Annotated in this window: 18 protein-coding genes; 9 read left to right on the forward strand and 9 right to left on the reverse strand. The window is 62.3% G+C overall.

All coding sequences use genetic code 11. The features are described from left to right. Window positions 1-48: 48 nt before the first annotated feature. From JHD59_RS04065 to JHD59_RS04080, 4 genes are all read right to left on the reverse strand, one after another. Complete coding sequence (locus JHD59_RS04065) at window positions 49-1,977, reverse strand: PrkA family serine protein kinase (protein WP_103319422.1); 1,929 nt, start codon at window positions 1,975-1,977, stop codon at window positions 49-51. A 307-nt stretch (window positions 1,978-2,284) separates the two neighbouring features. Beyond that, a complete protein-coding gene (locus JHD59_RS04070; protein ID WP_103319420.1) occupies window positions 2,285-2,602 on the reverse strand; it encodes a PilZ domain-containing protein in 318 nt (105 codons plus the stop codon). Continuing rightward, complete coding sequence (locus tag JHD59_RS04075) at window positions 2,589-3,146, reverse strand: NUDIX domain-containing protein (protein WP_043628394.1); 558 nt, start codon at window positions 3,144-3,146, stop codon at window positions 2,589-2,591. The genes JHD59_RS04070 and JHD59_RS04075 overlap by 14 nt, the downstream gene beginning before the upstream one ends. Then, window positions 3,133-3,690, reverse strand: coding sequence for a DUF2062 domain-containing protein (locus tag JHD59_RS04080; protein ID WP_043628393.1), 558 nt, complete (start codon window positions 3,688-3,690; stop codon window positions 3,133-3,135). The genes JHD59_RS04075 and JHD59_RS04080 overlap by 14 nt, the downstream gene beginning before the upstream one ends. A gap of 188 nt (window positions 3,691-3,878) precedes the next feature. Here JHD59_RS04080 and JHD59_RS04085 point away from each other — a divergent pair, with 188 nt between their 5' ends. The 3 genes from JHD59_RS04085 to JHD59_RS04095 all read left to right on the forward strand — a co-directional run bounded on the left by JHD59_RS04085 (window position 3,879) and on the right by JHD59_RS04095 (window position 7,335). After that, window positions 3,879-5,663 carry an acyl-CoA dehydrogenase C-terminal domain-containing protein gene (locus tag JHD59_RS04085; RefSeq protein WP_199153247.1) on the forward strand — a complete coding sequence of 595 codons (1,785 nt, stop codon included), beginning with the start codon at window positions 3,879-3,881 and terminating at the stop codon, window positions 5,661-5,663. Window positions 5,664-6,127: 464 nt separating this feature from the next. Next, complete coding sequence (locus tag JHD59_RS04090) at window positions 6,128-6,793, forward strand: DUF5610 domain-containing protein (protein ID WP_199153248.1); 666 nt, start codon at window positions 6,128-6,130, stop codon at window positions 6,791-6,793. A 26-nt stretch (window positions 6,794-6,819) separates the two neighbouring features. Next, window positions 6,820-7,335, forward strand: a complete 516-nt coding sequence (locus JHD59_RS04095; protein ID WP_103319412.1) for a DUF5610 domain-containing protein — start codon at window positions 6,820-6,822, stop codon at window positions 7,333-7,335. A gap of 10 nt (window positions 7,336-7,345) precedes the next feature. Here JHD59_RS04095 and dcuC read toward each other — a convergent pair whose 3' ends face one another. The 4 genes from dcuC to JHD59_RS04115 all read right to left on the reverse strand — a co-directional run bounded on the left by dcuC (window position 7,346) and on the right by JHD59_RS04115 (window position 13,103). After that, a complete protein-coding gene (gene dcuC, locus JHD59_RS04100; RefSeq protein ID WP_199153249.1) occupies window positions 7,346-8,695 on the reverse strand; it encodes an anaerobic C4-dicarboxylate transporter DcuC in 1,350 nt (449 codons plus the stop codon). 489 nt (window positions 8,696-9,184) lie between these two features. After that, a complete protein-coding gene (locus JHD59_RS04105; protein WP_233163889.1) occupies window positions 9,185-10,339 on the reverse strand; it encodes an iron-containing alcohol dehydrogenase in 1,155 nt (384 codons plus the stop codon). A 302-nt stretch (window positions 10,340-10,641) separates the two neighbouring features. Further along, window positions 10,642-11,322 carry a YecA family protein gene (locus JHD59_RS04110; protein WP_103319405.1) on the reverse strand — a complete coding sequence of 227 codons (681 nt, stop codon included), beginning with the start codon at window positions 11,320-11,322 and terminating at the stop codon, window positions 10,642-10,644. A gap of 92 nt (window positions 11,323-11,414) precedes the next feature. Next, window positions 11,415-13,103, reverse strand: a complete 1,689-nt coding sequence (locus JHD59_RS04115; protein WP_199153250.1) for an AMP-binding protein — start codon at window positions 13,101-13,103, stop codon at window positions 11,415-11,417. A gap of 118 nt (window positions 13,104-13,221) precedes the next feature. Here JHD59_RS04115 and JHD59_RS04120 point away from each other — a divergent pair, with 118 nt between their 5' ends. Together JHD59_RS04120 and JHD59_RS04125 are read left to right on the forward strand one after the other, a co-directional pair. Beyond that, complete coding sequence (locus JHD59_RS04120) at window positions 13,222-13,614, forward strand: MerR family DNA-binding transcriptional regulator (RefSeq protein WP_199153251.1); 393 nt, start codon at window positions 13,222-13,224, stop codon at window positions 13,612-13,614. Between the two features lie 66 nt (window positions 13,615-13,680). Then, the gene (locus JHD59_RS04125; protein WP_103319399.1) at window positions 13,681-14,187 is read left to right on the forward strand and encodes a GNAT family N-acetyltransferase; all 507 of its coding nucleotides are present in this window, start codon (window positions 13,681-13,683) and stop codon (window positions 14,185-14,187) included. Here JHD59_RS04125 and JHD59_RS04130 read toward each other — a convergent pair. Continuing rightward, the gene (locus JHD59_RS04130) at window positions 14,180-15,085 is read right to left on the reverse strand and encodes an EamA family transporter (protein WP_199153252.1); all 906 of its coding nucleotides are present in this window, start codon (window positions 15,083-15,085) and stop codon (window positions 14,180-14,182) included. The genes JHD59_RS04125 and JHD59_RS04130 overlap by 8 nt on opposite strands. 110 nt (window positions 15,086-15,195) lie before the next feature. Here JHD59_RS04130 and JHD59_RS04135 point away from each other — a divergent pair, with 110 nt between their 5' ends. From JHD59_RS04135 to JHD59_RS04150, 4 genes are all read left to right on the forward strand, one after another. Further along, the gene (locus JHD59_RS04135) at window positions 15,196-15,708 is read left to right on the forward strand and encodes a MarR family winged helix-turn-helix transcriptional regulator (protein ID WP_199153253.1); all 513 of its coding nucleotides are present in this window, start codon (window positions 15,196-15,198) and stop codon (window positions 15,706-15,708) included. Window positions 15,709-15,727: 19 nt separating this feature from the next. Beyond that, a complete protein-coding gene (locus JHD59_RS04140; RefSeq protein ID WP_199153254.1) occupies window positions 15,728-17,725 on the forward strand; it encodes a pyridoxamine 5'-phosphate oxidase family protein in 1,998 nt (665 codons plus the stop codon). A 127-nt stretch (window positions 17,726-17,852) separates the two neighbouring features. Then, on the forward strand, window positions 17,853-19,520 hold the full coding sequence (locus JHD59_RS04145; RefSeq protein ID WP_199153255.1) for a sensor histidine kinase: 1,668 nt from the start codon (window positions 17,853-17,855) through the stop codon (window positions 19,518-19,520). Continuing rightward, a complete protein-coding gene (locus tag JHD59_RS04150; RefSeq protein WP_199153256.1) occupies window positions 19,517-20,263 on the forward strand; it encodes a LytTR family DNA-binding domain-containing protein in 747 nt (248 codons plus the stop codon). The genes JHD59_RS04145 and JHD59_RS04150 overlap by 4 nt, the downstream gene beginning before the upstream one ends. The last annotated feature ends 35 nt before the right edge of the window (window positions 20,264-20,298 follow it).

Consider the following 20,298-nt stretch of genomic DNA (forward strand, 5'->3'; position numbering starts at 1 on the left):
CGGCCCGGCGCCTCCCGCCCCCGCCGCAAGCGGCGGGGGCCTGGCGGCTTAGGATGACTTACGCACACGCAGATACCATTCGCACAACAGACGCACCTGCTTGGCGGTGTAACCCTTTTCCACCATGCGGTTGACGAAGTCCTCGTGTTTCTTGGCATCCTCGGCACTGGCCTTGGCATTGAAGGAAATGACCGGAAGCAGCTCTTCGGTGTTGGAGAACATCTTCTTCTCGATCACCGTGCGCAGCTTCTCGTAGCTGGTCCAGGTCGGATTCTTGCCGCCATTGTTGGCGCGGGCCCGCAGCACGAAGTTGACGATCTCGTTGCGGAAGTCCTTGGGATTGGAAATCCCGGCAGGTTTCTCGATCTTTTCCAGCTCGGCATTCAACGACGTGCGGTCGAAAATCTCGCCGGTATCCTGATCGCGGTATTCCTGATCCTGGATCCAGTAATCGGCGAAAGTCACGTAGCGGTCGAAAATGTTCTGGCCATATTCGGAATAACTTTCCAGATAAGCGGTCTGGATTTCCTTGCCGATGAACTCGACATATTTCGGCGCCAGATATTCCTTCAGGAAAGTCAGGTATTTCTGTTCCGTCTCGGCCGGGAACTGCTCGCGCTCCACCTGCTGCTCGATCACATACAGCAGATGCACCGGGTTGGCGGCCACTTCGCTATGGTCGAAGTTGAACACCTTGGACAGGATCTTGTAGGCGAAGCGAGTGGACAGACCCGCCATCCCCTCGTCCACGCCGGCGTAGTCGCGGTATTCCTGCAGCGACTTGGCCTTGGGATCCGTGTCTTTCAGGTTATCGCCGTCGTACACCTGCATCTTGCTGTACAGGCTGGAGTTTTCCGGCTCCTTCAGCCGCGACAGCACGGCGAACTGGGCCATCATCTTCAAGGTGCCGGGCGCGCAAGGGGCCTTGCCCAGCGAGGAGTTGCGGATCAGCTTGTCGTAGATCTTGATTTCCTCGGTCACGCGCAGGCAATACGGCACCTTGACGATATAGATCCGGTCGAGGAAGGCTTCGTTGTTCTTGTTGTTGCGGAACTGTTTCCACTCGCTCTCGTTGGAGTGGGCCAGGATGATGCCCTCGAACGGAATCGCGCCGAAACCTTCCGTGCCCTTGAAGTTGCCTTCCTGGGTCGCGGTCAGCAGCGGGTGCAGCACCTTGATCGGCGCCTTGAACATTTCGACGAATTCCAGCAAGCCCTGGTTGGCCAGGCACAAACCGCCGGAGTAGCTGTAAGCGTCCGGATCGTCCTGTGCGTATTTTTCCAGCTTGCGGATATCGACCTTGCCCACCAGCGAGCTGATGTCCTGGTTGTTCTCGTCGCCCGGTTCGGTCTTGGCCACGGCGATCTGCTTCAGCACCGATGGGTAGCGCTTGACCACGCGGAACTGGCCGATGTCGCCATTGAACTCGTGCAGTCGCTTCACCGCCCATGGGCTGGGGATGCCTTTGAGGTAACGGCGCGGAATGCCGTACTGTTCTTCCAGGATGGCGCCATCTTCGTCATAGTTGAACAGGGCCAGCGGAGACTCGTTGACCGGGCTGCCCTTCAGGCTATAGAACGGCACCAGCTCCATCAGCTCCTTCAACTTCTCGGCGATGGAAGATTTGCCGCCGCCTACCGGCCCCAACAGATAGAGAATCTGCTTCTTCTCTTCCAGGCCTTGAGCCGCGTGGCGGAAATACGCCACCACCTGCTCGATGACTTCCTCGGTGCCGTAGAAGTCGCGGAAGGCGGGATAGACCTTGATGACCTTGTTGGAAAAAATGCGTGACAGCCGCGAATCGTGGCGGGTGTCCACCAACTCCGGCTCCCCGATGGCTGCCAGCATGCGTTCTGCGGCAGTGGCGTAGGCGCCCGGGTCCTGTTTGCACAGTTCCAGGTACTCCTGGATGGTGTACTCTTCTTCGCGGGTTTTATCGTAGCGCACTGCGTAGTGGCTGAAGATATCCGGGTGCATGACTCTCTCCTGGCTGGTAGCAGGTGGTTGCGGCTAGGGCTGAGTCGCCTTCGTCGTCCCCCTTGCTGAATTAGAGTACTGACTTTGTCTCCGGTTCTTTTTTTGGGTATAGCATAGCAGCACGGAATGGCCGGAAAAAACAGGTATGTGCGGTTTCTCGATCTTGCGGGAAGCCGTAAAACAGAAAAGCTATTGAATCGATAAGCGTTTTTTAAATTCAGATTTTTGTAACAACAAATGAAGCTTAGTAAAAGCTTGTAATTTCAACTGGAATAATTTCCATATATTTATTTAAAACAATAGTTTGTCAGCTTTTACGCAAAACAATGCGGACGCCAATCTCATAAATCGTTCCACGCTGTACCTCGTTGCAGCGTTTGACCTCCACCTCGGCCTCAAACGGCTTGCCCGGCGCGCCGCCCACCCCGGGCACCAGCACGATCACGTTCAAGCGTTCGCCGTATTGCGGCACGAAGACCGAGCGCAAGGCCATGCCATCCACAGACAGATCAACGCACTCGCCGTAGAAGGTCTGCCCGTTGGTCAGGCACTTGATGCGCGCCTTGCACCCCATGCTGATGCGCCGGCCGCGCCGGCGATCGTAGTACGCGTCAAATCGGGACACCTCGCATCCTCCCGCTCAGATAGGCCGCCAGCCAGTGCAGGCCGACAATCGACTTGCTGTCGCAGATTTCGCCGGTCAACACCATTTCCATGGCTGCGTCGAGCGGTCGGGTCAGCACTTCCAGAAACTCGCCCTCATCCAATTGCCGCTCGCTGAGCACAAGGTCTTGTGCCAGATAGTAGCTGATCTTTTCATTGGAATAACCAATACATGGGTGGGCCGTACCCAAATATATCCATTTGTCGGAACGATAGCCGGTTTCTTCCAATAATTCCCGACGCGCGGTGATTTCCGGCGCTTCGCCCGGATCGATTTTGCCGGCGGGAATCTCGATGAACTCGCGGCCTGCCGGGTAGCGGAATTGCCGCTCCAGCACCAGCTCCTGCCGCGGCGTCAGCGCCAGTATGGCCACCGCGCCGGGATGGACGATATATTCGCGCGGCGCCTGCCTGCCGTCGGGCAGTTCCACCATGTCCTTGTGCACCGACAGGAAGCCCCCTTGGTAGACCCGTTCCGAAGACAGTTGTTTCTCAAGCAGATTCACATTTCGCCTTTCTATTGTTCCATGCGCTGACCACCGCCCAGCGCCATACGACGCGCGTGGCCAGATAGCCCGCCGCGCCCAAGGTCAGCCCCAGGGCAGGCATGCCCACCAGCAAGGGCCAGCCCAGCTCCGCCAGCCAAGCCAGCATCCGCCCCAGCCAGGCCATCGGCCCCAGTCCAAAAAAGCTTGGCGGCGCAGTCATTGTAGCCGGCCCGGTCTCGCCCAGTAAGCAGCGGCCATAACGATATGCCAAGTAATACAAGGGCAGCACGGTGAAGGGATTGCTGTATAGCGAGACCACCATCGCAGCCGGCAGATTGACCCGCAACAGCAGGGTCAGCGCCAGCGCGGTGGCCTTCTGCGTAAAGCCGGGCATCACGCCCGAGTACAAACCCACCGCCACGCCCATCGCCACCTTGCGGCGGTTGAAGGCCCAGAGCGCCGGATGGTCCAGATACGGCGCCAGCCAGCGCAAGGCGGGATGGGCGAACCATTCATGCCGGCACTCGGAAAACGCGCGGATTTTTCGTTTCAATAATGTCATTCAGCATTCAAATCATCACGTTGCCGTTAAGCCACAGTTTACCGGGCACTCGCGCGCAATTTGGTTGTCAAAAGCATGGGAATAATTTAAACAAGCGTTTGAATGAAACCACGCCTCAGATCAGGGGCATCATAAAACGCATCGCCCTGGCACGCACCAGGCCGCACCAACCGAACTGGAGAAACCGAATGCCTGCTTACCAAGCCCCGCTGCGCGACTTTGATTTCGTTCTCAACGAACTGATCAAGGTACAGGACATCATCCCCACGTTGCCAGGTTATGAAGAGGCGACGCAGGACATCTTCCAGGCCTACTTGGAGCAGGCCGCCCAGTTCTGTGAATCCGAACTCGCTCCCTTGAACCGTTTGGGCGATGAGGAAGGCTGCCAGTTCGACAGCGCCACCAAGTCCGTCACCACGCCGGCCGGCTTCAAGGAGGCCTACAAGCAGTATTGCGAGCTGGGTTTCCCGGCGCTGGATTGCGATCCCGCTTACGGCGGCCAGGGCATGCCCAAGAGCATGGCCTTCCCCATCATGGAAATGCAGTGCTCCGCCAATGTGGCCTGGTCGATGTACCCCGGCCTGTCCCATGGCGCGTATTCTGCCATTCACGCCCACGGCACTGAACAACAAAAAGCGCAGTACCTGCCCAAACTGGTAGACGGCAGCTGGACCGGCACCATGTGCCTGACCGAGCCGCACTGCGGCACCGACCTCGGCCTGCTCAAAGCCAGGGCCGAGCCGAATGACGATGGCAGCTACCGCATCACCGGCACCAAGATCTTCATCTCCGCCGGCGAGCACGACCTGTCCGACAACATCATCCACCTGGTGCTGGCCCGCCTGCCGGACGCGCCCAAGGACGTGAAGGGCATCTCGCTGTTCATCGTGCCGAAGTTCCTGGACAAGGGCGTGCGCAATGCCGTTTCCTGCGGCAGCCTGGAGCACAAGATGGGCATCAAGGCCAATGCCACCGCGGTGATCAATCTGGACGGCGCGCAAGGCTGGCTGATCGGTGAGCCGAACAAAGGCCTGGCCTGCATGTTCACCATGATGAACGCCGCCCGCCTCGGCTGCGGCATGCAGGGCCTGGGCATAGGCGAAGCCTCGTTCCAGGGCGCGCTGGCCTACGCCCGCGAACGCCTGCAGATGCGCGCGCTGAACGGCGCCAAATGTCCGGACAAGGCCGCCGACCCCATCATCGTCCACCCCGACGTGCGCCGCATGCTGCTGACGCAGAAAGCTTACACCGAGGCCGGCCGCGCCTTGGCCGCCCTGCTGGCGCTGCAACTAGACATCGAGGACAAACATCCGGACGCCGCCGCCCGCGCCGACGCAGCCGACCTGGTGGCGCTGCTGACGCCAGTGGCCAAGGCCTTCATGACCGACAACGGCTACACTGCCGCCAACCTGGGCGTGCAAGTGTTCGGCGGCCATGGTTTCATCCGCGAATGGGGCATGGAGCAATTGGTGCGCGACTGCCGCATCTCGCAAATCTACGAAGGCACCAACGGCATCCAGGCGATCGACCTGCTGGGCCGCAAAGTGTTGCTGGACCAGGGCGCCAAGCTGCGCAAATTCACCAAGCTGATCCACAAGTTCTGCCAGCAGTACGAAGGCCATGCGCAGTTGGGCGAATTTGTCAGCCCGCTGTCCAAGCTGATGAAGGAAGTAGGAGAAATCACCATGGGCATCGGCATGGCCAGCCTGTCGGACAAAGATGAGGCCGGTGCCGCCGCCACCGACTACCTGCGCCTGGTGGGCCACCTGACCTACGCCTGGCTGTGGGCGCGCATGGCGGAAGTCTCCTACGCCAAGCTCGGCAACGGCGACGACGCCTTCTACCAAGCGAAGATCGCCACTGCCCGCTTCTACTACGCCAAACTGCTGCCGGAAGTGGAAGCGCTGAAGGCCAGCATCAAATCCGGCGCCAAGCCGCTGATGGCATTGGAAGACGAGCACTTCGCTTTCTAAAACGGGCCTAGGGGCTGTTGACGTTTGATGGGCGGTCGCGCCGGGATGCGTTTTGCGACGAATCGAGGCGTTTCGCGCGCCGCATAGTCATTCTCTGCCAGCGCGGAACAACGAAGAGTCGGCGCGAAAGGCGCCCGGCCCTGCGGGTTTGGCCGCTTTGGGCCGGAGGCCGCGTTGCCCAGTCCTTGCATAGAATGACTATGCGTCGGACTGTGCGCCTTGCTTCCGGCCCAAATCGGCTCAAACGCGATCCACTCACCAAACGTCAACAGCCCCTAGCGCACCCATGACAGGCCGCTCACCGCGAGGGAGCGGCCTGTTGCGTTTTCATCGCAAAACTACTTAAGCCATCCCGCCAAGCCACAAGTTTTCCATGCCGCGGCCGAAATAAAGTCATACTAAAGTTATTCCCCTCCACCCTCAGCGTGCGCCAAGCGGCAACCATGCGCCGACAGGAGTCCGTGATGTCAATCTCGTCATTGAACAACAACCAGCCCAGCCAAACCGGCCAAGCCGGCGGCGCGTCGCAAACGCAAAACAGCGCCTACAGCGCCCAGACCGCACGCAACCAACTGAATCAGCTGCTGGTGGAATCGCTCAGCGTATCCATCAGCAGCGGAAAACAGTCGCAATCTCTGCTGTTCAAGGCCTCCATCACCAACATCAACCAGGTTCTGAACGCCGACTTCGCCAATGGCAACAACCAGAGCGGAAGCCAAGGCAGCGCCAGTCTCCAGGTCAGCAGCACGCAGCTGAGCATTTCGATCCAGCAACAGGACAGCAGCGGCGACAGCAATAGCGCCAGCGACGAAGACACTTCGCCGGACGCCACATCCAAACGCATCCTCGACGGCGCGCTGGGTTTGTTTGGCCTGTATCAGCAGCAGCATCCGGACCAGAACACGACCGATCAGGCGCAGAGCTTCATCAAACTTGTGCGCCAGGGTTTTGAGCAGGGTTATCAGGAAGCCACGGATATCCTGAAAAACCTGAACGTATTCAACGGCGATGTCTCGGCCAACGCTCAGAAAACCTACAACCTGGTAGAGCAAGGCTTTAATAATTTCCTGTCGCAATATCAGGACAGCAGCAAAACGCAAGCCGCTTCCGGCCAGAGCAGCGGCAGCTGATCGGCTGAAGCGGCGGAGTCCCTGCCATGGCCATCGACGACGATATCATCATCTCTCCGATCAGCCCGGTGCATCCGCGCCAGGGCAACCGCGTCGGCAGCGTGGAATGGCGCGCCGGCGGCCATGGCGAACAACAGCCAGAACAGGACGATAGCGCCGACATCGGCTTGAGCCACGGCCATCAGGCCGCAGAGTTGCTGTACAGCGCGACAATGGATCAAGTGGCGCATCTGGCTGGACTCGATCACGACCCGGGGCCGCGGCCGGAGGGGGATTTGCCCGGCACCAGCCACAGCCAGCATCTGCTGCTGGGCATCGCCATGCTGTTCGAGCGCTACTGTCAGCGCCATCCGCAGTTCTCCGCCCGCGAAGCCGGCCTCGCCTTCGCGCCGCTGGCGCGCCAGGGACTGGACCGCGGCTTGCAGGAAACCTGCCAGGTGCTGATCCAATTGAATGCCCTGCCCCCTGCCACCCAAGCCCAGTTGCAAGGCTTGCATCAGTTGACCAGCAAGCTGCTGGATGAGCGATTCGGCATAGCCTGAACCCCTCCCATCAGGCCGGCACCAGCACGCAAGTGCCGGCGATCACCACCGCCAGCCCCACCACTATCGGCAACGAAGTGCGCTTGACGATCTCGAACGGCGACACCTGGCTCATGCCGGAGCAGGCCACCACCACGCCGGACACCGGCGACACCGTGCGCCCCAGATTGGACGCCTGCAGCATGGGGATGGCCAGAAAGGCCGGATTGATGCCGGACTGCGCCGCCAGTTTGGGAATCAGCTCGACAAAAGCGTAGAAGGGCGCATTGCCGGAACCGGTGGTCAGCGCGGCGATAGTGGTGATCGCCACCAATACCAGCATCAGCACCACCGCGCCGGAGCCGAATGACTGCGCCAACGCGATCAGCTGACTGATGAAACCCAGCGTGGACAGCCCCTGCGCAAACACGCCGGCAGCGACGATCAGCATGACCACGCTGGTGAACGCGTCGCCCATGCCCTTGTAGACCGTGTCCAGGCCGGCGAACACCGGCTTGGCATGGCGATAGCGGATGAATTGGAGGCAAGACGTCAGCAGAATGCAGATAATCAGGATGGTAACGATGTGCAGCTCCGGCGCGATCTTGCCGTTGAACACCAGCACGCCGACGATGGGAGTGAACGGCAGCAGCGCGTAGAACGCCGGTGCCTGGGTCTGGATCTCCTTCACATCCTGGCGGCTCAGCTCCACGCCGGCCTTGCGGTCCAGATAGCGTTGCCAGAAGAAATGCGTGGCGCCCATGCACAGGATGGCCGCGATGGAGATGGGCAGCGTGGTCTTGAAGGCGAAATCGATCAAAGGCATCTGCGAAGCCTGGGCAGCGATCACCACATCGCCGGAAGTGGGCGACAGGATGACCGCCGCCGGCGAGGCGCAAATCGCCGCTGCGGCGCCGCGGCTGATGCCCATATTCACCATCAAGGGAAACAGCGTGGCCATCAGCAACACGCCCAGGCCGGTGGCCGAGGACACCGCCAGCGACAGCACGCAGGCGACAAAATACGCCGCCACCATCAGCACATACGGCGAACGGATCTTGCTCAGGGGACGCGACGCCAGCTTGACCACCATGTCGTTGGCGCCGATATGCGTGGTGTAACTGGCAAAGCCGCACAGGGCCATCACCATCAGGCCCAGATCGGCAGCGCGATTGCTGAGCAACGACTTGACGTATTCCGGAATGTCGGCAAAAGGATGACCCGTGCTCGCCACATTCTTGGGCAGAATGTTATGCCCCAGCAACACGGAAACCAGCAACAGAAACAGACCGCCGACCAGCAAGACCCCAGTGGCGGAATAACCCTTGAAAATATAGCGTCCCACCAAAATGGTGACGATAAGGCCAAGCAGCAGTTCCATGACCTGATCCTTAATGTAAATTAACCATTGCTAATTTACAGGCTTATCGTTTGTCACGCCGCAGCAGTCGGGCCTCTCTTGATTTGAAACAAATTTGATTGCGGCGATGCGCCGCAAGGGACCGCCGCGGCGCATGACCGCGAGGACAAGAATAACGCCGTCAGTGCAAATAGCATGGCATTGAGGCGTCAGGCAGGATCAGGGGATGTGTTAGGGGCTGTTGACATTTGGAGAGTGGTCGCGCCGGGATGCATTTTGCGACGAATCAAGGCGTTTCGCGCGCCGCATAGTCATTCTCTGCCAGCGCGGAACAACGAAGAGTCGGCGCGAAAGGCGCCCGGCCCTGCGGGTTTGGCCGCTTTGGGCCGGAAGCTGTGTTGCCCAGTCCTTGCATAGAATGACTATGCGTCGGACTGTGCGCCTTGCTTCCGGCACAAATCGGCTCAAACGCGATTCACTCACCAAACGTCAACAGCCCCTAGAGCGGCGCTAAGCGCAAAACGCGCGCACGATGCGCGCCACGCGCCCCTCATCCAAGATGCCGTTTTCGCCCAACCGTATCGCGCCATCGCGGCGCAGCAAATCCATCACCTGATTGGCGGCATCGGCATCAGCCACGCCAGCATCGGCCAGCGTCACCGGCATGTCGAGCTGGCGATAGAGCTGAACCATGCGCTCGATCACCTGCTCCGGCGCCGAGCCGGGCGCGTCGAACACCCGCTCGCCCATCTGACGCAGTTTGGCGGCCTTTTCCGCCATCGCCTCGCGCAGCAGCGCGGGTTGCACGATGGACAGCGTGCGACCGTGGTCTAAGCCGTACAAGGCGGTGAGCACGCGGCCGATGCGATGTGTGGCCCAATCCTGCGGCACGCCCAGGCCAATGCTGCCGGACAGGGCCTGATTGGCCGCCCACATCATGTTCTGCCGCCAGTCCAGCGCATGCCGCTCATCGAAACGCTGCGCCAACTGGCGCAGGGCGCGCAATACGGCCTCGGCGCAGCCATCCTGCACCAAGGCGCCTACCGGGTACGTCAGGTATTGCTCGCTGGCATGGACGAAGGCATCCACTACGCCATTCGCCAGCTGCCGATCCGGCAGCGTGCCCAGGGTGTCCGGATCCAGCACCGCGAAGCGCGGTTGCAGCAGCGGCGAGCGGAAAGTCAGCTTGTCCTGAGTGGACAAGCGCGAAATCACGGCCGTGCCGTTGGCCTCCGAGCCCGTGGCCGCCAGTGTCAGCACCACGCCCATCGGCAGCGCCGCCGCCACTGGCGCCTTGCTGCTGACCAGATCCCAGCCATCGCCATCGTAATGCGCGGCCGCGGCCAGATATTTGGCGCCGTCTATCACCGAACCGCCGCCCACCGCCAGAATGAAATCGCGCCGCGTCGCGCGGATTTGCGTCAACGCGTCGTTCAGCACCTCCACCGCCGGGTTCGGCGTCACGCCGCCAAACTCGTTCCAGTCATGGCCGGCCAGCGTCTGGCATAACTGCTCATAGATGCCGTTGCGCTTGATCGAACCACCGCCATACAGCAGCAGGATGCGCGTGTGTTCCGGCAGCAGGCCGCCCAGCGCGGACAAACGGCCGGCGCCAAAGCAGATGCGGGTGGCGTTATGGTGATCGAAGCGAATGGCGGTGGTCATGGCTGCCTCCCGGACGGCGCGACATATAACCCATCAAGCATATCACCACCCAGGCCATGCCCATGAAAAAAGCGGACTCGCGTCCGCTTTCAGTTTACTGATCCCCCCCATCTCGCGAAGCGAGGCTCCCTTGCAGGGCAAGGGCGGGGGGATGGGGACTCAAAAGGACAGGCTGCGGAATCAAACACTTATACGGAGAGGCCCGGCTTTGCCGGGTCCTCTAGAGTCGCATCCATGCCCCTGGGCAAGCAGCCTGAAAGCGGACTCGCGTCCGCTTTCAGAACCCAGCCAACCGATCAGGTTTAGTTGGCGCCGCAGCAGGCCTTGTACTTCTTGCCGCTGCCGCACGGGCACAGGTCGTTGCGGCCCACTTTGTCGCCTTCGCGGCGAACGGTGGTCGGCGCCTGTTCCTTGGCGCGCCAGTAGCCGAACACGGCCACCAGGGCGTCGGTCAGTTCTTCCTTGTAGCCTTCGACTTCCTCGTCGGTGAAAGTCAGCAGGTCTTCGCCGCCGTCCTCGTCCTCAAAGGCGCCGCCCAGCACCAGCATCGGCATCATCAGACTTTCGAAGCCTTCGTCCTCCTCCGCCACTTCGAACCAGTCGGTGTCGACCAGATCCAGCGCGTACAGGTAGGCATTGGCCCACGGCCAGTAGTCCGGCTCGCCCTCTTCCTCGCTGCCTTCTTCGGCGTACAGGATCATGTCCAGCTCGTCGCCTTCGGCCAGCGTGTCACGGATGCTGTCGAACAGCTTCTGCAGCAGGGCCTTCAGTTCGGTTTCGTCCGCCGCGTTTTCAAAGGCCGGCGCGTCGCCCAGCACTTCCGGCAGCCAGAACGCGGCGTCCACCTTGTCCGGACCGCTGGCCAGCGCGGCGAAGAAGCCCTGCACTTCGTCCGGGCGCATGGTGCTGCCGCTGGCGGACAACGGCGTCAGCAGCGTTTCAAGACGGGTCAGGTCTGCATCGTTGAATTCGGTCACGGTCATGGTGTCATTCCTCAAGGTGAATCGGTTTGGCGGCATTGTAAGCCAAAAGCGTGGCCCTGGCGGCGCATTTTGCTGTCATCGCTTGTCCGATATCATGCGGTTTTCACATCGTCCAGCCCCAGCTTCTCCAGCATCTGCCGCCGCATCAAGTACTTCTGTATCTTGCCGGTGACCGTCATCGGGAAGCTGTCCACAAACTCGATGTAACGCGGAATCTTGTAGTGCGCGATCTGCCCCTGGCAAAAAGCGCGAATCTCCTCGGCGCTGGCCTGCTCGCCGTCGCGCAGGCGGATCCAGGCGCATAGCTCCTCGCCATAGCGGACATCCGGCACGCCTATCACCTGCACCTCCTGGATCTTCGGATGGCGGTACAGGAACTCCTCTATCTCGCGCGGATAGACGTTCTCGCCGCCGCGGATCACCATGTCCTTGACCCGGCCCACGATATTGACCGAGCCGTCCTCGTTCATCGCGGCCAAATCGCCGCTATGCATCCAGCCGGCGGCATCGATGGCGGCGCGCGTCATCTCCTCGTCGCCCCAATAACCCAGCATTACCGAATAGCCGCGCACGCACAGCTCGCCGCTGACGCCGCGCGGCACGATGCGGCCTTCGGCATCGACGATCTTCACTTCGACATGCGGATGTGCGCAGCCCACCGTGCTGACGCGCTGCGCCAGCGGCGTGTCGGTGGCGCTCTGCAGGCTGACCGGGCTGGTTTCCGTCATGCCGTAGCAAATGGTCACCTCGGCCATGTGCATCCGCTCTATCACCCGGCGCATCACCTCCACCGGGCACGGGCTGCCCGCCATGATGCCGGTGCGCAGGCTGGTCAGGTCGAATTCGCCGAAGCGCGGATGATCGAGCAGGGAAATGAACATGGTCGGCACGCCATGCAAGGCGGTGCAGTGCTCCTGCTGCACCGTCTCCAGCACCACCTCGGCATCAAAGCCCTCGGCCGGAAACACCATGGCCGCGCCGTGGCAGACGCAGCACAGGCTGCCCATCACCATGCCGAAGCAATGATAAAGCGGCACCGGAATGCACAGCCTGTCGCCCGGCCCCAGCCTCATGGCTGCGCCGACGAACCAGGCGTTGTTGAGGATATTGTGGTGCGACAGCGTCGCGCCCTTGGGGTGGCCGGTGGTGCCTGACGTGAACTGAATATTCACCGCCTCGTCGAACTGCAGCGTGTCGCCCAAAGCCCGCAATTCGGCCAGTTCTTGTTCCGACGGCGCGGCCAGCAACTGGGAAAAAGCCAGCATGCCCGGCAATGCCTGCTGTCCCATCCGCACCACCCAGCGCAGATCCGGCAGCCTTGCCGCGCTCAGCTCGCCGGGCCGGCAATGGTCCAGTTCCGGCGCCAGATCGCGGATCATGCCAACATAATCGCTGCTCTTGAAACTGGGCGACAACACCAGCGCGCGGCACTGCACCTTGTTCAGCGCATATTCCAGTTCGGCGCGGCGATAGCCGGGATTGATGTTGACCAGCACCAGCCCCGCCTTGGCGGCGGCGAATTGCATCAGCACCCATTCGGCCCGGTTCTGCGACCAGATGCCCACCCGTTCGCCAGGCGCCAGTCCCAAACGGCGCAGGCCGCAGGCCAGGCTGTCCACCTGTCGCTTCAGCTCGGCATAGCTCCAGCGGATATCCTGATGCCGCACTCGCAGCGCCAATCTGTCGCCATGGCGTTGGCAGGCCTCGTCGAAAAAACGTCCTATGGTCTGTCCCAGCAGCGGCTGCGCGGCGGCGCCGTTGGCATAGCTGAACTGCGGCATCAAGCACTCCCGTTGAAGTCGTTTGCGAATGACAGATTGACTATTACGTAAACGTAAATCAAGCTTTGCGCTGCTGCGTTGGGAAAAACGCTACAATCGCCGCCTTGAGGAAGACTTTATGAACCAAGCCGAATTTTTCACCATCTCCGACCTGGCGCGCGAATTCGATGTCACGCTGCGCACCATACGTTTCTACGAAGAGCAAGGCCTGATCGAGCCGCAACGCGATGGCCGCCAGCGCCTGTTCACCCGGCGCGACCGGGCCCGGCTCAAGCTGATCCTGCGCGGCAAGCGCATCGGCCTGTCCTTGGCCGAGATCCGCGAGATCATAGACATGTACCAGCTGGCGCGCGACGAGGCCAGCCAGTCGCAAAAACTGCTGGACCTGCTGCTGGCGCGCCGCCGCCAACTGGAAGAGCAGCGACGCGACATCGACGCCGTATTGGACGAAATCGGCACGCTGGAAGCGCACTGCCGCAAGGTGATCGCCAGCGACGGCGCGGCCGCCTGACTTCAATAAAATTGCATCGTCATTTCAAAGCAGACAAAATAAACAAATATGCATTGGAGATGCCGCATGCCCAGCCCCTATACCACGCCTTACTCGCTGCAAGCGCTGACCGCCGATCGGGCTGAAGACTTCTGGCGCGTGACCGACAGCGTGGCGCGCGAACGCCGCTACCTATCGTTTCTGGAAATTTCGCAGCCGCTGTCGGCGCAATATGTGGCGCGGCAACTGGCGGCGAATGCCCCGCACCTGTTGCTGCTGTACGGCGATCAGGTGGTGGGCTGGTGCGATGTTTCACCCCACGAGTGGCCCATTCACCGCCACCGCGGCACCTTAGGCATGGGCATGCTGCCGGCGCATCGCGGTCTGGGCCTGGGCGGTTGGCTGCTGGAGCAAACACTGGCGCTCGCCGCCAAACGCGGCTTTCATCGCGTGGAGCTGACGGTGCACGCCGACAACCGCCGCGCGATTCAGCTGTACCGCCGCCATGGCTTCCAGCAGGAAGGCCATTTGCGCGACGCCATCCACATCGACGGCCGCTTTGGCGACGCGCTGCTGATGGCGCGGATCAATTGACGCGAACGGCGACGTCCTCTTTGGGAGCAGGCGGCGCTATCATGCTGCGTTGCACCGCCAGCACGCTGCCCAACACCACCGCCATGCCCAGCAGGGACTGCGCGGAAAGCGACTGGCCCAGCAAGGCCCAGCCCAACACCACGGCCGTCATTGGGCTGAGCAGGCCCAGCGACGACACCGCCACCGGCGACAGCCGCGCAATGCCGCGGAACCACAAAAGATAGGCCAGCAGCGCGCCAAACAGGGTCAGATAGCCATAGCCGGCAAATTGCGCCCACCCCAGACGCGGCAGAGGCGGATCGATGGCCAGGGCCAGCGGCAGCAGCATCAGTCCACCCAGCGACAGCTGCCAGCCGGTCAGCGCGGTGACCGGCGCCGACAGTTTCCAGCGCCGCGTCAGATAGGTGCCGCAAGCCATCACTACCGCGCCACCGAAGGCCGCCAACATGCCCAGCCCATCCCAGCGCGAGCCTGGCGACAGCAGCAGCAAGGCCATGCCGGCCACGCCGGCCAGGCTGGCCCACAACGCCATCGCAGCCGGACGCCGGCTGTCCAGCCGCCAGGCCAGCGTCATCACCAGCAAGGGCTGGCAAGCGCCGACGACCGCCGCCAGCCCACCCGGCAAGCGATAGGCGGCGACGAACAACAGCGCCTGGAACGCGCCGATATTCAGCGCGGACAACATCAGCAGCTTGCCCCACTCCCCTGTCCGCGGACGCCAGCCGCCCATCATCACCAGCAAGAGTCCGGCCGGCAGCACGCGCAACAAGGCTGCGGTGAACGGCCGATCCGGCGGCAGCAGCTCGGTGGTGACGATATAAGTCGAACCCCAGATCACAGGCGTGAGCGCGGTCAACAACACATCCCGCCACTGGCCGATTCCCGTTTTCGCCGTCATGGGCAATCCTTTCGTTTGCGTTTATAATCGAAGCATATTTAGCTTGAATTCAAGATAACATTTATCTCGAATTCAAGGCAACTTAATCTTGAACTCAAGACAGATTTCATATGACGAAAAGCGAAAACGGCGACTCGGTGGACCGCATTCTGGAACAATGGGCCAGAGAGCGGCCGGATCTGGACGTCAGCCCCATGGGGCTGATCGGCAGGCTGGGCCGCTGCGCGGCGCTGCTGGAGCACAGGCTGGATGTGGTATTCCAGCAATATGGCCTCAGCGCCTGGGAGTTCGACATGCTGGCCACGCTGCGCCGCGCCGGCGCGCCGTATCGGCTGGCGCCCACCGAATTGTTCTCGACGATGATGGTCACCTCCGGCACGATGACGCATCGGCTGAAAGTCCTGGAAGGCAAGGGCTGGATCGTGCGCGAAGCCTGCAGCCAGGACGCGCGCAGCACGCTGGTCAGACTCAGCGACGCGGGCTTCGCGCTGATCGAGCGCGCGGTGGAGGCGCATGTCGCCAACGAGCACGCCATTCTGTCCGCGCTGCCGGCGCGCAGCGTGGAGGCACTGCAGAAACGCCTGGCCGAACTGCTGGCCGCGCTGGAACCCGAAAACAACTGACCGCCCCACGGAGCGCCCCATGAGCGAGCATCGTCCCCACCCGCAACCCTGGCATTCCGGCGAACTGGAAATGCAGCGCCGCGCCGGCAGCCTGGAGCAAATGGCCGTGGTCGGGCCGCGCAATGTCCGCGACCACATGCCGGATCAGCATCGCGCCTTCTTCCGCCAGCTCCCTTTCGTGGTGCTGGCTGCGCTGGATGATGCCGGCAGGCCGTGGGCGGGCGTGGTGGAGGGCGCGCCCGGTTTTGTCGATTCGCCCGATCCGCGCGAATTGCGTCTCGCCGCCCTGCCCAGCCCGGCCGACCCGCTGCGTGATTGCCTGCGTCCCGGCGCGGCGGTGGGCCTGCTCGGCATCGAACTGCACACGCGCCGCCGCAACCGCATGAACGGCCAGCTCATTGCGCTGGACAAGGCCAGTTGCGCGCTGGCGGTGCGCCAGTCATTCGGCAACTGCCCCAAGTACATCCAGCTGCGCGAATTTGAATTTGCCCGCGAACCGGGGCCGCGCATCGTGGGCACGGTGGAATGGATGGACGAGCTGGACGAGGACGCCCGCGCCGCCATCGCCTCCGCCGACACCTTCTTCGTCGCCAGCACCTTCCCCGGCGACGATAGCCAACCCGGCTGGCAGGTCGATGTATCGCATCGCGGCGGCAAGCCCGGCTTCGTCAGAGTCGACGGCGACACGCTGACCATTCCGGATTTTCCGGGCAACGGCTACTTCAACACCCTGGGCAACCTGCTGCGCCATCCGCGCGCCGGTCTCTTGTTCATCGACTTCTCCAACGGCGACACGCTGCAGCTGGCCGGCCGCGCCGAAGTGCGGGATGGCGACGCCGCGTCCGCTTTCCACGGCGCCGAGCGGCTGTGGTCGTTTCGGATAGAACGGGTGGTGCGCCGCCGCAACGCCCTGGCGCTGCGCTGGACGCTGCGCGAATATTCGCCGTTCGCCCTGGCCACCGGCGCCTGGCCGCAGCCGGCCCCCGCCCGGCAATGGCTGCCGCTGCGCGTCAGCCATGTGGAGGACGAGAGCAATATCGTGCGGTCGATCTATCTGGAACCGGCCGACGGCTCGCCCCCGCCGCCCTTCCTGCCTGGCCAGCACCTGAGCCTGAAGGTGATGGGCGTGGACGGCGCTCGCTTGCGCAACTACACGCTTTCGCAGACCGGCGGCTATCGCATCAGCGTCAAGCGCCAGGGCAAGGCGTCCGCCAGGCTGCACCAGCTGGCGCCGGGCGACATCGTGGAGGCGCTGCCGCCGCGCGGCGACTTCACCCTATCCAGCCTGGAAAGGCCCATTACGCTGCTGGCCGGCGGCATCGGCATCACGCCGCTGCTGGCCATGCTGCACCAGTTGACGGAACAAGCCGCCGCGATGCCGCCCACGCTGCTCGTCTACGCCACCAAGACCGTAGCCGAACGCCCCTTCGATGCGGAGCTGGAGGCCTTGCAAACCCGCGCGCCCGGCAGGCTGCGCATCGTCAAGGCGGCAAGCCAGCCGGAAACGGACCGCCGCTTGGGCCAGGACTACCAGCACGCCGGGCGCGTCGACATCAAGCTATTGCGCCGGTTTGGCGCGGACTTGGCTGGAGACTTCTACCTGTGCGGCCCAGCCGGCTTCATGCAGACCCTGTACGATCAGCTGATTGACGCTGGCGTGGCAGACAGCCGCATCCACGCCGAGGCCTTCGGCCCGGCCGGGCTGCAAAGAATCGGCCGCGCCGAGCCAATCCTGCCGCCGATGGCCGACCACGCCGTCGCGGTCCGCTTCAGCGATGCCGAGCTGGACGCGGCATGGCAACCCGGCCTGGGCAGCCTGCTGGAGCTGGCGGAAGCCTGCGACCTGAACCCGGACTTCAGCTGCCGCGGCGGCACCTGCGGCAGCTGCCGCGCCGCGCTGCTGGCGGGCCAGGCCACCTATCTGCAGCCGCCGGACTATCAAACCGCGCCGGGCGAGATCCTGCTGTGCTGCGCCTACCCGGCAGAAGGAACGGACAAGCTGGAAATCCGCCTGTAGCGACAGGACGCCTCGGCATGTCAGCGGTCTTTTATCGCGCAAATGTCTGACCCAGGCCCAACCATGCCTTAAAATACCGTCAACTGTTTTGGCTCCCATCCCGCCGCCGCGCGCGGCCAGGCCCCGAATGATAGACAATCCCAATATGCTGCTACTGGCGGTTTTTGAACGCGCCGCGCTGATGCTGATGGCGCTGTTCTTCCTCACCCGCATCCGGCCGTTCCAGGACCTGCTGCGCCAGCAGAAGCACAGCCCGGCGGAACTGGCCGGCGTCTCGCTGCTGTTCTGCCTGTTTGCCGTGTTCAGCACTTATACCGGCATTCCGGTGGACGGCTCGCTGGTCAATGTCCGCACCATCGCCATCCTGGCCGGCGGCATTCTGTTCGGCCCGTGGGTGGGCATCCCGGCCGGCATCGTCTCCGGCCTGCATCGCTATCTGATAGACATCCACGGCTCGACTTCGCTGCCCTGCCTGATCTCCAGCATCTGCGCCGGCCTGCTGTCCACCTTCATTCACTTCCGCGCCGGCCGCAAGCGGCTGTGGCTGTACGGCATCGCCGCCGGCGTCGCCTGCGAAAGCCTGACCATGGCCTTGATTCTATGGTTCACCGAGCCGCAAGTAGGCCACGCCATCGTCAGCCATATCGCCTATCCGATGATCACCGGCACCGTCTGCATCGGCCTGATCATCCGGCTGGTGCAGGACCTGGACGACGAGAAGGAGCTGCTGGCGGCGCGCCAGGCCAAGCTGGCACTGACCATCGCCAACCGCACCATGCCGTACTTCCAGAACGTGGATCGAGATGCGCTGGTGGAGGTGTGCACGGTGATCCGCAACCACATCGGCGCCGACGCGGTGGCCATCACCGATACCCGCGACGTGCTGGCCTACGTGGGGCTGGGCAAGGACTACTACGAGCCGGCCGATCACTCGGCCATCGGCGAAATCACCCGCCGCGCAGTGCGCACGGATCAGATCATCATCGAGAACGATCTGCGCCAGTACCGGGTAGCGGACTTCCACTCCGTCATCATCATTCCGCTGCGCGAAAACGGCCGCGTCACCGGCACGCTGAAGATTTTCTTCCGCCAGAGCGGCGGCATCACCGGCTCGCTGCGCGAACTGGCGGTGGGCCTGTCGCAACTGATCTCCACCCAGATGGAAGCCTCGCGCATCAAGCAGTTGCAGGAGATGGCGCGCAAGGCGGAATTCACCGCGCTGCAAAGCAAGATCAACCCGCACTTCCTGTTCAACGCGCTGAACGCCATCTCATCGCTGATCCGCATCCAGCCGACCGAAGCGCGCCAGCTGATCGCCAAACTGGCCGACTACCTGCGCTACAACCTGTCACTAGGCGATACCCTGATCGACATCCAGGAGGAGCTGAAGCAGGTGCAAGACTACGTGGCGATTGAACAGGCGCGCTTCGGCAGCAAGCTGTCCGTCGTATTCGACGTGGACGAAGTCCATGCGCGCGTGCCCAGCCTGCTGCTGCAGCCGCTGGTGGAAAACGCCATCCTGCACGGCATCCAGCCGCGCAAAGAGCCGGGCGAGGTGCGCATCGCGGTGAAAAAACGGGACGAACGCATCCATGTGTCGGTGCGCGATACCGGCTACGGCATCAGCCAGGAAGTGATAGACGGCATCGCCAGAGGCAAAGTGGAAAGCCGCAGCATAGGCCTGTCCAACGTCAACGAGCGCATCAAGCTGCTGTATGGCGAGGGCCTGCGGCTTACCCGGCTGGAACCGGGCACCGAAGTGAGTTTTGAGCTGCCGCTGGAGGAAGCCGCATGAAGGCGCTGATTGTGGAAGACGAATACCTGGCGCGTCAGGAGCTGGCCTATCTGATACAGGAACACAGCGCCATCGAGATCGCCGCCAGCGTCGAGGATGGGTTGGAAGCGTTCAAGTTCCTGCAAGAACAGGCCGTAGACGTGGTGTTTCTGGACATCAACATCCCATCCATAGACGGCCTGCTCTTGGCCAAGAACCTGCACAAAACGTCCAAGCCGCCGCGCATCGTCTTCGTCACCGCCTACAAGGAGTTCGCGGTGGAAGCGTTTGAAGTGGAAGCCTTCGACTACATCCTCAAGCCGTATAACGAGACGCGCATCATCAGCCTGCTGGCCAAGCTGGAAGCGCTGGAACAGGCGCCGCCGGCCATGGCGCCGCACATCGCCGCCGCCCTCCCCGAATCCGCGCCGGTCAGCCGCACCGTCAACCTGGCCAAAGGCGACAGCATCATCGTCACGCCCTGCGACGACATCTATTACGTCGAGGCGGACGAAAAAGTGACCCTGGTCTACACCGCGCACGACCGCTATGTGATGGCGATGAGCATCAGCGAATTCGTATCGCGGCTGCCGGCCGACAGCTTCTTCCGCTGCCACCGCTCGTATTGCGTCAACATCCACAAGATTCGCGAAATCGCGCCGTGGCTGAACAGCACCTACATCATCAAGCTATATGACCTGAAGGCGGAAATCCCGGTCAGCCGCAGCAATATCAAGGCCTTCCGGCAGCTGATGCACCTCTGATTGCAGTTCATTCCGCCGCGCCTGCATTTCATTCC

Origin of the sequence: Chromobacterium sp. ASV23, assembly GCF_016428945.1 — a bacterium.
GTDB lineage: Bacteria > Pseudomonadota > Gammaproteobacteria > Burkholderiales > Chromobacteriaceae > Chromobacterium > Chromobacterium sinusclupearum.